At 46.5% G+C, this 13,765-nt stretch carries 14 protein-coding genes and 1 other RNA gene; 8 read left to right on the forward strand and 7 right to left on the reverse strand.

The genetic code is table 11. The annotated features are described in order from the left end of the window. Positions 1-10: 10 nt before the first annotated feature. Positions 11-1,450, reverse strand: coding sequence for an ammonium transporter (locus tag KJS65_RS13680; RefSeq protein WP_213650282.1), 1,440 nt, complete (start codon positions 1,448-1,450; stop codon positions 11-13). Between the two features lie 303 nt (positions 1,451-1,753). On the opposite strand from KJS65_RS13680, the gene KJS65_RS13685 reads away from it, so the two are divergent. Next, positions 1,754-2,185, forward strand: a complete 432-nt coding sequence (locus KJS65_RS13685) for a MerR family transcriptional regulator (RefSeq protein WP_136606827.1) — start codon at positions 1,754-1,756, stop codon at positions 2,183-2,185. Positions 2,186-2,235: 50 nt separating this feature from the next. Further along, complete coding sequence (locus tag KJS65_RS13690) at positions 2,236-2,910, forward strand: zinc metallopeptidase (RefSeq protein ID WP_213650283.1); 675 nt, start codon at positions 2,236-2,238, stop codon at positions 2,908-2,910. Positions 2,911-2,940: 30 nt separating this feature from the next. Here the strand turns inward: KJS65_RS13690 and gltC are convergent, their stop codons facing one another. Both gltC and KJS65_RS13700 read right to left on the reverse strand, forming a co-directional pair. After that, a complete protein-coding gene (gene gltC / locus KJS65_RS13695) occupies positions 2,941-3,870 on the reverse strand; it encodes a glutamate biosynthesis transcriptional regulator GltC (protein WP_213650284.1) in 930 nt (309 codons plus the stop codon). A gap of 130 nt (positions 3,871-4,000) precedes the next feature. Then, positions 4,001-4,630 carry a rhomboid family intramembrane serine protease gene (locus tag KJS65_RS13700; protein WP_213650285.1) on the reverse strand — a complete coding sequence of 210 codons (630 nt, stop codon included), beginning with the start codon at positions 4,628-4,630 and terminating at the stop codon, positions 4,001-4,003. A gap of 179 nt (positions 4,631-4,809) precedes the next feature. On the opposite strand from KJS65_RS13700, the gene tpx reads away from it, so the two are divergent. Continuing rightward, positions 4,810-5,328, forward strand: a complete 519-nt coding sequence (gene tpx, locus KJS65_RS13705) for a thiol peroxidase (RefSeq protein WP_213650286.1) — start codon at positions 4,810-4,812, stop codon at positions 5,326-5,328. A 173-nt stretch (positions 5,329-5,501) separates the two neighbouring features. On the opposite strand, the gene KJS65_RS13710 is transcribed toward tpx, so the two are convergent. The 3 genes from KJS65_RS13710 to KJS65_RS13720 form a co-directional block, all read right to left on the reverse strand. Beyond that, the gene (locus KJS65_RS13710) at positions 5,502-5,894 is read right to left on the reverse strand and encodes a DUF1499 domain-containing protein (RefSeq protein WP_213650287.1); all 393 of its coding nucleotides are present in this window, start codon (positions 5,892-5,894) and stop codon (positions 5,502-5,504) included. Positions 5,895-6,053: 159 nt separating this feature from the next. After that, positions 6,054-6,244, reverse strand: a non-coding RNA gene (gene ssrS, locus KJS65_RS13715) — 6S RNA. A 72-nt stretch (positions 6,245-6,316) separates the two neighbouring features. Continuing rightward, positions 6,317-7,117 carry a YesL family protein gene (locus KJS65_RS13720; RefSeq protein WP_213650288.1) on the reverse strand — a complete coding sequence of 267 codons (801 nt, stop codon included), beginning with the start codon at positions 7,115-7,117 and terminating at the stop codon, positions 6,317-6,319. 175 nt (positions 7,118-7,292) lie between these two features. Here KJS65_RS13720 and KJS65_RS13725 point away from each other — a divergent pair, with 175 nt between their 5' ends. Next, positions 7,293-7,409, forward strand: a complete 117-nt coding sequence (locus KJS65_RS13725; RefSeq protein ID WP_136604387.1) for a sporulation protein YjcZ — start codon at positions 7,293-7,295, stop codon at positions 7,407-7,409. A 112-nt stretch (positions 7,410-7,521) separates the two neighbouring features. On the opposite strand, the gene cshA is transcribed toward KJS65_RS13725, so the two are convergent. Then, positions 7,522-9,132, reverse strand: coding sequence for a degradosome RNA helicase CshA (cshA, locus tag KJS65_RS13730; RefSeq protein ID WP_244864515.1), 1,611 nt, complete (start codon positions 9,130-9,132; stop codon positions 7,522-7,524). Positions 9,133-9,465: 333 nt separating this feature from the next. On the opposite strand from cshA, the gene KJS65_RS13735 reads away from it, so the two are divergent. The 4 genes from KJS65_RS13735 to KJS65_RS13750 all read left to right on the forward strand — a co-directional run bounded on the left by KJS65_RS13735 (position 9,466) and on the right by KJS65_RS13750 (position 13,747). Next, complete coding sequence (locus KJS65_RS13735) at positions 9,466-10,290, forward strand: YitT family protein (RefSeq protein WP_244864516.1); 825 nt, start codon at positions 9,466-9,468, stop codon at positions 10,288-10,290. Between the two features lie 182 nt (positions 10,291-10,472). After that, entirely contained in the window at positions 10,473-10,667 is a 195-nt protein-coding gene (locus KJS65_RS13740; RefSeq protein ID WP_213650290.1) for a hypothetical protein, read from the forward strand. Between the two features lie 328 nt (positions 10,668-10,995). Next, positions 10,996-12,171 carry a putative glycoside hydrolase gene (locus KJS65_RS13745; protein WP_213650291.1) on the forward strand — a complete coding sequence of 392 codons (1,176 nt, stop codon included), beginning with the start codon at positions 10,996-10,998 and terminating at the stop codon, positions 12,169-12,171. Positions 12,172-12,373: 202 nt separating this feature from the next. Further along, on the forward strand, positions 12,374-13,747 hold the full coding sequence (locus KJS65_RS13750) for an MATE family efflux transporter (RefSeq protein ID WP_213650292.1): 1,374 nt from the start codon (positions 12,374-12,376) through the stop codon (positions 13,745-13,747). Positions 13,748-13,765 lie beyond the last annotated feature (18 nt).

A 13,765-nucleotide genomic window follows, 5' to 3' on the forward strand; every position in this document is an offset into this window, starting at 1 on the left:
ATATTCTCAATTAAAACGATTCGTTTGTTCCAACTGCGGGTTTGACGGATGAGAGCTCAGGTCCAGTCTTTGCTGAAGCAGCATCGGCAATCAGCTTCATTTGCTCCGGATAACCGTATGTGCCGTGCTCACTGATATCCAGACCCATCATTTCCTCTTCCTCCGAAACGCGGATCCCCATCGTTACTTTCATAATACCGATAATAATGAATGAGATAACGAAAACGAAGACGAATGCTCCCAGTACACCCAGAAGCTGAACACCAAGCTGTTCCAGTCCGCCTCCATAGAAGAGCCCTGGTTTACCTACCCCTGTTGTTTCTACCAGTTTAGGAGTTGCAAACAAGCCCGTGGAGATGGCACCCCAGATTCCTGCAATACCGTGAACGGAGAAAGCGTAAATCGGATCGTCAATTCCAGCTCTTTCAAACCATTGTGCAGTAAAGAAGGTTACAATACCTGCTACTGCGCCGATGACAACGGCAGCCCATGCGTCCACGAAAGCACAAGAGCCTGTAATGGCCACGAGTGCAGCCAATACGCCATTCAGCATACTTGGAATATCTGCCTTGCCGAATACAGCCCAGGAAATCAACAGGGCAGCGATAGCCCCTGCCGCAACCGCAATATTGGTCGTAAGTGCTACATAACCGAAGAAACCATCCATCATGGCCGACAGCGTGCTTCCAGGGTTAAATCCGAACCAGCCAATCCAGAGAATAAAGACGCCAAGGACCGAGAGGACCTGATTGTGCCCCGGAATGCTGTTGGGCTTTCCATCCTTATTGTATTTACCAAGCCGCGGTTTGAGCATATAGGTAATTACCAGGGCTGCTGTAGCTCCAGTCAGATGTACAACTGTAGATCCCGCAAAGTCCTGCATTCCCAGTTGTCCAAGCCAGCCGCCGCCCCATACCCAATGCGCTACAACCGGATAGATCACCATCATAAACAATGCACCGAAAACGATATATACACTCAGCTTGGCACGTTCGGCCATCCCGCCGCAGGCAATCGCAAGTGATACTGCCGCGAAAGAAAGCTGGAATAAAAACTTAACTGAAAGGGATACATCTGATGCTGACAAGGCATCAAATGATTGGGCCATGGAATCACCCGTCATGAAAAAGCCGGTTGTTCCGAACAGACTGTTACCATTACCGAACCCAAGCCCGAATCCGAAAGCCCAGAATACGATAATGGATATTCCCAGCGTCAATACGGTCTTACCCGCAATATGACCTGCATTCTTCATCCGCACCGAACCGGCTTCCAGTAACGCGAAACCTGCCTGCATAAAAAATACGAGCATGGCTGCCATGAATACAAAGAAGGTATTGAGTCCCGCTTGCAGCTGTACATTCGTCGGCCCATCATCCGCAAACACCGTAGCCGGAAAAGCCATTAATGCAAGAAATGCCAAAGCACCACCAAACCACTTTCTTTTCATAATCCCACTCCTCTTTAATGTCAGTTTATCTAACACATAACGAAATTATTAATCACATTATAAGCAAAAAGGGACAGAAATGACAAGAGTTTTTTCGTAAAATTATATAATGTAATTTAACTTTACATCAATTGTAATATAATAAAGCGTGACGTTTGACTGTATGGTTAAACTTCATGTATCATATTTTCATAAATCTCATATTAAAATGAGTTACATAGATTGAACTGTAGTTGTCTTAGGTCTTTAGTTCACTCTATACAAAATCGTACATTTTCCGGTGAGGTGATTTTAGATGGGGATATAAAGCTGTATCGTATCGGTGAATTGGCTAAAGCTGGAGGTGTCAGCGAACGCACGATTGATTATTACACCAAATTGGGGCTCATTTCTCCTGAAAAGCGGACTCTTAAAAATTATCGTTTGTACAGCCATGAAACCTTACTTCGTCTCCAACGTATTAATGATTTGAAACAAGAGAAATATACTCTGGAAGAGATACGGCAAACGCTTGACAAGTGGGATGCGGGACCTGAAGTCCATCAGGTTTCCGACAAGCTTACCTACCTGGAACTGCATATGCAGCAGCTTGAACGCGAGGTAAATGAGCTCAGCCCCCTTATCCAAAAGATGAAACCCGGGCAAGCTCGCCATCTGCTGCTGAATTTGCTGCCACAGGGAGCGGCATGCATAGAAGCAATCAGACTCTTCCTTGAGCAGGGGCCTACACTTTAGCAGGCCTCATCATAACAGGTATCATTTTATGACAAGCAGGAGGGTGTAACATGGGAATGTATATTCTAATTATTATTGCATTCGGATTTTCCTTGTGGGCTCAATTCCGGGTCCAGGGAACATTTAAAAAGTGGTCTGAGGTACCGGCAACCAGCGGTATGACCGGTTATGATGCAGCGCGGCATATGCTCGACAGCAACGGCCTGCATGATATTCCGATCGAACCGGTGCGAGGCGCATTATCCGATCACTACGATCCGATCAACCGGGTTGTCCGATTGTCTGAGCCGGTCTACTACGAAAGCTCAATTTCAGCCATCTCGGTAGCCTGCCACGAGATCGGACACGCAATCCAGCATAAGCAGCATTATCCAATGCTCGTGCTCCGCCACCGGATCTTCCCAGTCGTGAATTTCGCTTCAGGAATCGCACCTCTGCTGATTATCGCAGGCTTTTTGTTTCAATGGATGGGGCTGCTTGGTATCGGGATTATCTTCTTCTCCGTCGCCGTAGCCTTCCAGCTCATTACACTGCCTGTCGAGTTTAATGCAAGCAATCGTGCAAGGGACATCATGGTATCCGAAGGTTATATCTCCAATGATGAGGAAAGAGGCGTAGCCAAGGTTCTGAACGCTGCCGCGCTTACCTATGTGGCTGCCGCACTGATCTCCGTTCTGGAGCTGCTGCGCTACATTATGATCTTTACGAACAGCAATCGCGACTAAGCTTCACATAAAGAAAAACACCCTGATCGGTTAAGAACCGACCGGGGTGTTTTTTTGATTTCCATTTTGTTGTTGCAGTCCGAAATAGCTAAGCAGAAAGGAGCGAAAGGCTTGTGCAACCCGCGGCAGCTTGTCATCAGAACGGTGTATTAGTCCAATGGTGCGTGTCACCTTCGGTTCCGAGATACTTACTCTCGCCGGCTGCAAGGGGTTCGTCTGGAACAAAGCCATCTCCGGTAAAATACTGACGCCCATACCGGCAGCCACCAGCCCGCGGATGGTATCTGTCTCCTCCCCTTCAAAAGCGATTTTCGGCGTAAACCCGGCTTCAAGACAGGCATGCCACACGATCGGCCGCAAGGAATATCCTTTGCTGAACAGAACGAATTTGTCTTCCTTCAGCTGATTCAAGGTAATGCTCTCTTCCCCTGCAAGCGGATGATTCGGAGGCAGAATCGCGTACAGCTCCTCTGTCAGCATAATTTCGCCCTCGACCTGCTCATGCTTCTCCGGGAACGGGGAAATAAAAGCTAGATCAACCTCCGCGGAGATCACATCCCGAATTAACGAAGGAAACATGCCTTGCTTGAATCTGAATTTCACGTTCGGATACCGCCGCTTGAACTCAGCAACGACAGACGGGATAAGATGGATACCCAAACTGTGCGGAAAACCAATCCGAATCTCTCCCTGCTCCGGGTCCAAAAATTCATGAACCTCTAAGACAGCCTTATCCAGATCCTTCAGAATGCTGTCCACCCGTTTACAGAACAATTGTCCTACTGGCGTCAGCTGCAGGTTTCTGCCCTTTTGCATAAACAATTGAACTCCCAGCTCTTCCTCCAACTGATGAATCTGGCGGCTAACCGCCGACTGGGCCACATGCAGCTCTTCCGCCGCCTGGGTGACATGCTCTTTCTGCGCTACCTTCAAAAAATACTGCAACTGTCTTAATTCCACCTGTTACTCGCTCCATTCTGCTTTTACGCTATCCGCTGTATAAAATGAACTAAAGTTTAATCTTCCTTCTCCCTGCATTCATTAGAATACAGGAGATGACTTCACTCATTCTTTAGTTCAATTTATGTCGTTACGACCTTTTAACCCGTTTCTTCACAATTCTTGCCATTAAACCATAAATAAAGAATCCACCGACGAGTCCGCCCAGATGGGCCATCCAGTTGATGTTCATCCCCGGTGATACCAGAGAGAAGATAATACCAAACATCAGAAGGGCATACACCGTTTTTCGCGAGGAATCATCCATCCAATTTCGCTGCAGCAAGGCAATATACAGAAACGCCCCGTAGACGCCGTAGATTGCTCCTGACGCTCCGATCGTAATCAACGTCTCTCCAATCCGGTTGTAATGCGCCACGGACAGGATATTGCCAATTACGCCGCTGAGCAGATACAATAATGCATATCTCCAGGCTCCCAGAAGCCGCTCCAGGGGTGGGGCAAACACAAGGATCGCAAAATCATTAAACAAAAGATGCGAAAAGCCCCCATGCAGGAACATGGATGATACATACCTCCACCACTCGTTGTAGCCATCAACATTGGTCAGAGCCCCGAACTTGACGAGCGTTTGATTGTTAGAGGCGCCCCCATTAAAAGCCAGGACAAGAAACATAATGATATTAGCCACAAATAATATCGTCGTAATGGGATAATATCTTAAATAACTTTTCCAGTTTTCATAACGTACAAATAACATGTTACACTTCCTTTGCTTTACCTAGTCAGGATTTGCGCCAATCTCGAATGATCGCTCACCTTATTTTTGCAAAAGCCTCTGGTAAACCAAGCAAACAGATTGGACAATGCCTTTTTAAAAAGATTATAATGATCCTTGGCACGATTCACCAATTTCCAATTACCGAAAGGAGAATCATCATGGCACAAGAACGTACAGGTGTTGCTACTTTTAAAGGCAATCCGCTTACCTTGGTGGGACCACAGCTTCAAGCAGGCGACCAGGCTCCGGATTTTACCGTCAGCAAAAACTTGGTTGAACAAGCATCTCTTCAGGATTTTGCAGGCAAAATCAAATTGATTAGCGTGGTTCCTTCCCTCGATACCGGCGTATGTGACGCACAGACACGCCGCTTTAACGAAGAAGCAGGAGCTCTGGGAGACGATGTCATCGTGTTGACCATCAGCGCCGATCTTCCGTTTGCGCAGGCACGCTGGTGCGGTGCAGCCGGTGTAGACCGCGTGGTCACTCTCTCCGATCACAAGGATATGTCCTTCGGACAGGCCTACGGAGTCCTGATCAAGGAATTCCGTCTGGACATGCGCTCCATTTTCGTTGTCGATAAAAACGACAAAATTACTTACGTGGAGTATCTGCCTGAAATGACAGAACATCCGGATTATGAAAAAGCGGTAACCGCTGTAAAGGAACTGCTCTAGAACCGTTTACTTGGTTCCTATCTGTAGTATATGCTTTAAACCGCTTTAACAAAATCAAACTGAAAATTTTATCAAGAGATCAAGGAAGCTGCTCCATGAAGCGTATAGCTTTCTGATTCCTTAAAAAAAGCGGGAGAAAGAGCCTTGTCCTTTCTCTCGCTTTTCCATTCATATTATTGGTTCGTTTTGTATTTAGCCAATTTCTTGTCGAGTGCTGAAAACAGATTCATTATAATGCGGTAGTTCGCACCTAGATCACCCATAGAGCCTCTGGAGGCCGAGTACATGTCAACTGCGCTGCGTACCGGACCAACCGACAACACGGATACCGTGATATCTACCGTGCGTCCGAAAGACGTTCTTTTCTCCAGCGTAATCTCTCCGACGGAAGAAACCTCATGAAGCACCTTATATCCGGGAATCTTCTTCAGTGTCGAGGATATTTCCTCCCATGCCTTGTCTTTCGATAAATTGTAATAGCGCGTCTTCATCTTAGGATCTTTCGCCCGGTCGCTTGTACCCTCCTGGCTACGAACGATCCCCACTAGAACTCTCTTTAACGACAAGACCTTTCCCCCTTTGTAGTAAGCATCATCAATACTTAACAGTGTATCATTGTTAGGGGCAGAACAAAAGAGTAAGTAGGGTAAAATGTCCCGTTATAGACAAAAAACACCCCAAATTCCGGAGATCTTCCGAAAATGGAGTGTCATGTAAATTTGATAAGGAAACCCGCCTATGCCGTCCGATTAAATTGTCTTCTGAACCTGCTTGAGCAGGTGGGTGACCTCGGATGCGCTTTTGAAGTCCCCATGTCATATAGACAGGGCTTTTCAGCTGCGCTTCGTAATGATCTCCCTAGACATTATCATTGGTTCAAAACAACGATTAACCGTGGCGAACATCGCAGGATGTAGTCTTATTATAGACCCATTTTATCAGAATGTAAATGTTGCTGGAGAATATTCCACAATGATTGGATATCCTGTTAGCCTTTTTTAACCGCTTCCTTATTCCATGAATCATCATCCGGATCATCTTGCGAATCCCCTTCAAGCGCAGCCGCTTCCTGCTCCTCCAGTTCCTTCTGCTTGATACGTTCGGCCTGCTCCTGCATCTTGGTGAACGTTGCGTAGAAGTTGAAGAACGCCCAGAAGGCGATCAAACTACCGCCAAAGAAGAAGATCAATGCCGGATACTTGGAGCCTACAAACAGCACGACAGCACTTCCGAGAACCGTCGTAATGACGCGCAGCGGCCGTATAATTGTGATCAGGACCGCGTTTTTCAGGATCTGCAGGATTCCCATATGATAATGCACAATCATCGAAAAGAAATTAAATAATGATATGAACAGTACAATCAGCAAAATCAACATCACAATACCGATGATCTGCAGATTGCTGAACTGCGTCATATAAACGGTATAATCGACCAGCATGATAACCAGCAGAAGGACGTAGAATACGCCGCCGATCATGCTTTGCTTGTAATTTTCCTTATAGGACCTGAAAAACAAACTGAAGATTTTCACGTCGGTATCGCCCATCACCCATTTGCGTACAACCGCAAAAAGTGCGGCCGTAGCCGGGAACAATGTAAACGGTGCCACGATACCCATGGCCCAGTTCATCTGAAGCGATTCATTTGCACCGGTTACCAGCATTTTGGTTACCAGGAAAAAGAAAAACGGGGACGAACATAACATCCAGAGGATGTTACTGTAAGCAAAGCGGGTAATCCATTCTGTAATTCTGTAAATACCGCCCATTGCACCTTTAAATTCCAAGAAAAAGCCTCCTCCTCCACTTTCATGCCTGTACATAATAATATACCGCATTTTAGCCTTAGATTGCCAGAGCCTAATTTCCGGGATATGGGTAAAGGTCTATACCGCCAGTCATCTCTCCTCATAAGATACACAGTAACCCAAAGGAAACAAACACTTAAGGAGGTAATTCTAAATGTCTAACGTTGGCGGATACGGTTATGGTGCTGGTATGGGTATGTGGGGTTCCACTGGAGCGATACTGGTATTGTTCATCTTGCTGGTCATCATCACCCGCGCATTCATTTTCTAATTGAAGAAACGAAGCTCAACATGCCATCTAGAGAATTAGGTTCATCTTATGCATAAAAAAGAGACGAAGTGTGCGCTGGGCTCACTTCGTCTCTTTTCATCTATTCAATCGTTTATTTATTGTAGGAATCATCACGCTTGGAAGGACGTCTTCCTTCACCGCTGTTCGTGCGGGGCTTGCGGTCTCCGTAAGAAGATGATGATGACGACGATGAAGATTCACTGCGGCCGCCGCTGGTGCTGCGGTTGTATCCGCCACGTCCACCGTTATCACGGTCACGGTTATATCCGCCTCTTCCGCTACCACCACTGCTGTTACCGCCGCGGAATCCACCGTAGTTGCCGGAAGGCTTGCGACCGTTGCGCAGATCAGGTTTACCGCCATTGTTGTAGCGACGTTTCACACGAATCGGATCCTCTGGAGTCAGCTGGATCTCGGAATCGCGTTTTTCGCCAGTCAGCATTTTCATCGCAGCAGAAAGAAGTTGTACGGAATCGTATTGTTCAAGAAGCTGGATTGCAAGGCCTTTATATTCGTTAAGCTCGCCAGATTCAATCGTCTCCATCAGACGTTCAGCAATAATCCGTTGTTTTCCTTCAATAGCCTCAGCCAGTGTAGGAAGCGGTTTGCGTGTAATACGGTGACGCGTAACACGTTCAATCAGGTGCAAATGATCTATTTCACGAGGCGTTACGAAGGACCATGCAGTACCTTCTTTACCCGCGCGGCCTGTACGGCCGATACGGTGAACATAGCTCTCAGGATCCTGTGGAAGGTCAAAGTTCACAACGTGAGTCACGCCGGATACGTCGAGACCACGTGCAGCCACGTCGGTTGCTACCAAGACATCAATGCTTCCGTCACGGAATTTGCGCATTACAGTATCACGCTGGTTCTGAGACAAGTCACCATGAAGGCCGTCAGCGGAATATCCGCGTTTTTGCAAGGCTTCGGAAAGCTCATCTACACGGCGCTTCGTACGTCCGAACACGATCGCAAGCTCAGGAGATTCCATATCGATCAGACGGCAAAGGGCTTCGAATTTTTGACGTTCAGGCACTTCAATATATGCTTGGTCAATTAGCGGTGCGCTAACCTGTTTAGGTACAACAGATACATGTTCTGGATTTTTCAAAAATTGCTGAGCCAGTCTTTGAATGTTTGGCGGCATTGTTGCGGAGAAGAGCATCGTTTGGCGTTCTTCCGGAACCAGCTTCAGGATGGATTGGATATCCTCCATAAAGCCCATGTCCAGCATTTCATCAGCTTCGTCCAAGATAACTGTTTCGACGTCGTCAAGGCGAATGGTTTTGCGGTTAATATGGTCAAGCAAACGACCCGGTGTACCGATGATGATTTGTGGCTTTTTCTTCAAAGCGCGAATTTGACGGCCGATATCCTGACCACCGTAGATTGGAAGCGAGCCAATACCCTTGAAGCGTGTCAGCTTTCCGATCTCTTCTGCAACCTGGATGGCAAGCTCACGGGTTGGTGTCATAATCAGCGCTACAATTTTATCCGTATCCTTGGAAATTTTGTTGATCAAAGGGATACCAAAAGCTGCAGTCTTACCTGTACCGGTCTGTGCCTGGCCGATCATATCGCGTCCGGACATGGCAATCGGAATCGACTGCGCCTGGATCGGTGTTGCTTCCTCAAATCCAAGCTCTGTGATGGCCTGGAGAACCTTTGGTTCAAGGCCTAATTCTGCGAAATTTTTCAAAATATTCATACTCCTTCTATATAGTGGACATTCCACAATCTTGTCTGTATTCTTAAGTAGCGGTAAACATTATATAGGTTAGCCAATCTTCAAAAATAATTGCATGGCTTATATTCTCTATAGCGTTTATCCAGGGCAAAAACAGCCTACAGATTTTAGTAAACGGTAATTTTTCTCCTGAAACAATGTTAGAATAATACTATTGTACAAGCCTACTCAAGAACATCTAATACATTATATCACAAATCAAAATACAAAAACCAGCGACTTAGAAACAAAGGTGAATTCTCTTTTTAATAAACGACATTACATATGAAATAGAGGTGTAGCATTTTGCGGCTCAACAATATCTGGAAATATCTTGTAGTCATCCTAGGCGCCGCTTTAATCGCTTGCGGGTTCAATCTTTTTCTGGTTCCCCATCAGCTCCTCAGCGGCGGCGTATCCGGCCTGTCCATGCTAGTGAATTATTTTACACCCGTGGATCTCAGTATTCTGTACTTTGTGTTTAATGTACCTATACTGGCTGCGGGCTGGTTCATGCTGGGCAAACGTTTTATTGTGCTCAGCATTTTGTCGGTTGTGGCAACCACATGGTTTATCGCCATCGTTCCGGTAAATGCTCTGGCCTCGGATTCGCTATTGGCGTCCGTGTTTGGAGGTGTCCTGGTCGGTGTCGGAGCAGGCATTTCTTTCAGGGCAGGAGGATCATCAGGCGGTTTTGACATCGCTGGCTCCATCGTTACACGTTATCGTGATTTTCCTGTCGGCAACGTGCTTGTTGCAATGAACGGACTCGTCATCCTCGCAGCAGGCTATATGCAGAATGACTGGAATCTCGCCTTGGCCTCCATGGTATCGATTTTTGTGACGGGCAAAGTCGTCGACATGATTCATGTCAGCCATTTCAAGGTAACGGTATACATTATCACCAATGAAACTGAAGCAATTCTTGCCCAACTGCTCGAACGGCCCCGCGGCGTAACCAAAATCAAAACCGAAGGTGCATTCTCCCATGAGGAAAAAGATATGCTCATGACGGTGACCACCCGTTATGATCTTCAGGAGCTGAAACGGATCATCAAGCAGACGGACCCGAAGGCTTTCGTCAACATCGTCGAAACGGTCGGCGTAATGGGCTCCTTCCGCAGAAGCTGATTTTTAGGACCGCTGTGTAAAAAAGATGTGTTTTGTGGTATATTAATGGTGCGCGGTTCCTACATTAGTTCCATGAGATTAGGATTGATCCGGTTTTTCCTAGCACTTAAACGCTTTTCCGATTCTCCTTGGCTTTAGAGTATTCGTCTTATAAAGAATCTCGAGAGGAAAGGGTGATTTTTGTGGAAATGGAAACGGTAAAATTGTCCCAAATCGTCATGAAGTGGTTTCCCGATATGATGCCTTTCTTAAAGAACAATGAGTTGAATTCACTCATTGTACTACGGGACGGACTCGGTATTCTGGAACAAAATGATGCCATGGAGATTATTCAGTACAGTATCTGTGAACATCAAAGCTCTGCGCCTCTCCAATAATGAACGTTGCTTGGTAACACAATGATTAATCATGCCGTCCGTTTTTCAGTCCCTGGTTCATACTGAAAAGCAGGCGGCATTTTTGTTTCTTCCTATGTTCGCAAAATTGTAAAAATCTTGCCAATCCCTTGATGTATATGTATTTACCTGGCATACAGGCAAAGCTACATCATATATAACGGGTTTAATAATGCATCGATCCGTTTAAAGACAAGGAGGGTTGTCACTATTCGCAGAATTCCGCCAAATTGTTACAAACCTGTTGTTTTTAAGCTAATTTGTTCTTATATAATCATAATGTGAACGCTAACAAGGGAGAGAAATGTTTATGAATATCATCTGGGCTCTGCTGATGATTCTGGGCAGCAGTGCGGCTCATCATCCGCAGAACGACAATCATCATGTTGCAAAAATTATCGAGTCTTCCATTAATTCAGCCATCATCGCTTCTCAGCAAAAAGACGTGGCCGTGAGTGCGGATAATCCGCCCGCCAAAGTAGATCCCCAGGTGACCGCTCCCAAGGTAAAAGGTGTGTACGTGACTGCATACAGTGCCGGAGGCTCCCGGATGACCCAGCTTCTCGATTTGCTGGACAACACGGACCTGAACTCGATGGTTATCGATATTAAGGATGACGCCGGATACATAACTTATAAGACGGACAACCCCGACTTGATCAAAAAGGGTAATCCACAACCCTTCATCCATGACATTAACGGACTAATGGACCGTCTGAAAAAACATAATGTTTATCCGATTGCACGCGTCGTCGTATTTAAAGATACGGTTCTTGCCAAAAAACGTCCTGATCTTTCATTTGTTAAAAGCGATGGAACCGTATGGAAAAACGGCAAAGGCGATAGCTTTGTGAATCCGTTCAGTAAAGAAGTTTGGGATTACAACATTGAAATTGCCAAAGAAGCGGCCAAGCTTGGGTTTAAGGAAATCCAATTCGATTACGTTCGCTTTCCGGAAGGATTTGAGAAACGTGCCGATTCGCTGAAATACATCAAGAACGGCAAATCCCGTGTAGATACTGTTGCCGAATTCGTCCAATATGCCCGTAAACAGCTGTCACCACTCGGGATACGCGTATCGGTTGATATTTTCGGTTATGCGGCATCCGTACCGGCGGCTGAGGGAATTGGACAAGACTTTAATAAAATTTCTGAAAACGTGGATGTCATCAGCCCGATGGTTTATCCGAGCCACTACACCACAGGCTGGTTCGGAGCAAAGGATCCGGATAAAGAGCCTTATAAAACGATCAAAGGCTCGATGACCGATACTTTTAAGAAATTGACTCCGCTCGCGGATCAAAAACCGATTGTGCGTCCGTGGATTCAGGACTTTACCGCCAGTTGGCTTGGCAGCGGGCACTACGTCAAATACGGTAAGGCTGAAGTCGAAGAGCAGATCCGTGCATTAAAGGATATGAATATCGATGAATACCTGCTATGGAATGCAACCAATCGCTACTCCCAGGGTGTAAATTACAAATAACCGAATTTCTGCAACCACCATATGAAACCCCGGCTGACAAAGCCGGGGTTTCTTGTGTCACAAAAGAAGAAGCGATAATCGCATTTTCACATGCATTGAAAGGTTTTCTGGAGTTATCCCTGTTCAAATGCGAGCTTATATTCTACAATAGACTACTGTCACATTTGATGTGAGAATTCAAATACTGCGAGGCCTGCCTGCTATGAAACCAACCTTAACGCTGCAACAGAAATCAAAACAGTTTCTGGTTATTCTACTGCCCATTCTGATTACCCAGATTGCCCTTTCTGCAATTACCTTTTTTGATACGAACATGTCGGGTAAAGCCAGCTCCACAGATCTGGCCGGCGTCGCCATAGGCTCCAGCCTGTGGATACCACTGCAAACTGGACTAAGTGGAATACTGATGGGCATGACCCCCATTGTTTCCCATCTAATGGGCGGTGGCCAGACGAAAAAAGTAGCTTACCATGTCATGCAGGGATTATGGCTTGCACTCCTGCTGGCCGTAGCTATTCTTGCGCTGGGAAGTCTACTTCTTCCAACAATTCTGGACAGCATGAATCTGGAAGCGGGTGTCCGTACCATTGCATTCCGCTTTCTGAGTTATCTGTCGATTGGCATTATTCCGATGTTCGGATATACGGTACTTCGAAGCTATATTGACGCTCTTGGTCAAACGAGGATTTCCATGTTGGTTACGCTGATATCGCTGCCGATCAATATCTTTTTGAACTACCTGCTCATCTTCGGCAACTGGGGATTTCCGCGTCTGGGCGGCGCCGGTGCAGGCATTGCTTCCGCCATCACCTATTGGTGCGTTTTTATGATTGCGGTCGTCTTCGTCACACGGCTCAAGCGCTTTGCAGACTTCGGTCTTTTCCGAGCTTTTCACGGTGTTTCCTTAAAGGTATGGAAGGATCTTCTGAAAATTGGAGTACCGATCGGCTTTTCCATTTTCTTTGAAACAGCCGTCTTTGCAGCCGTTACACTGCTGATGAGCCGCTTCGATACGCTCACCATCGCTGCGCATCAGGCAGCCATGAATTTCGCCACAACGCTGTACATGATTCCGCTTAGCATCAGCATGGCGTTGACCATACTCGTTGGCTTTGAAAAGGGCTCGGGCCGGCTGAAGGATGCGCGGCAGTACAGCATTCTTGGCATCCTGTCCGCAGTGGCTTTATCACTTGTGACGGCTGTCGTATTGCTCGTGGCGGGCAAATACGTGGCAGGTCTCTACTCAGACGAAAGCAGCGTCATCACACTGACACAGCATTTTCTGATCTATGCGATATTCTTCCAAATATCCGATGCCATTGCGACGCCCGTTCAAGGTGCCCTGCGTGGATACAAAGACGTAAATCCGGCCTTTATCATTACCTTTATTTCTTATTGGGTCATCGGCCTTCCTGTAGGATATCTGCTGGCCACCAGCACACCGCTTGATGCTTATGGATTCTGGATCGGGCTGATCACCGGACTTGCAGTCGGTGCGACACTTCTTCTCGGAAGACTGGTTAAAGTCCAGCGGAAGAATCAAAGTGTATCTGACTCAGCAGCTATAGAATGTTAAACCATAAAAAGCCATGCA

The sequence above is a fragment of the Paenibacillus sp. J23TS9 genome, assembly GCF_018403225.1.
In the GTDB taxonomy this organism is placed as follows: domain Bacteria; phylum Bacillota; class Bacilli; order Paenibacillales; family Paenibacillaceae; genus Paenibacillus_AQ.

Excerpts from the sequence above, each read along its gene's own strand:
- KJS65_RS13725 (WP_136604387.1), top strand. The coding sequence starts at position 7,293 with ATGTCTAACGTTGGCGGATACGGTTATGGTGCTGGTATGGGTATGTGG.
- KJS65_RS13690 (WP_213650283.1), top strand. The coding sequence starts at position 2,236 with ATGGGAATGTATATTCTAATTATTATTGCATTCGGATTTTCCTTGTGG.
- KJS65_RS13680 (WP_213650282.1), bottom strand. The coding sequence starts at position 1,450 with ATGAAAAGAAAGTGGTTTGGTGGTGCTTTGGCATTTCTTGCATTAATG.
- KJS65_RS13700 (WP_213650285.1), bottom strand. The coding sequence starts at position 4,630 with ATGTTATTTGTACGTTATGAAAACTGGAAAAGTTATTTAAGATATTAT.
- KJS65_RS13745 (WP_213650291.1), top strand. The coding sequence starts at position 10,996 with ATGAATATCATCTGGGCTCTGCTGATGATTCTGGGCAGCAGTGCGGCT.
- tpx (WP_213650286.1), top strand. The coding sequence starts at position 4,810 with ATGGCACAAGAACGTACAGGTGTTGCTACTTTTAAAGGCAATCCGCTT.
- KJS65_RS13750 (WP_213650292.1), top strand. The coding sequence starts at position 12,374 with ATGAAACCAACCTTAACGCTGCAACAGAAATCAAAACAGTTTCTGGTT.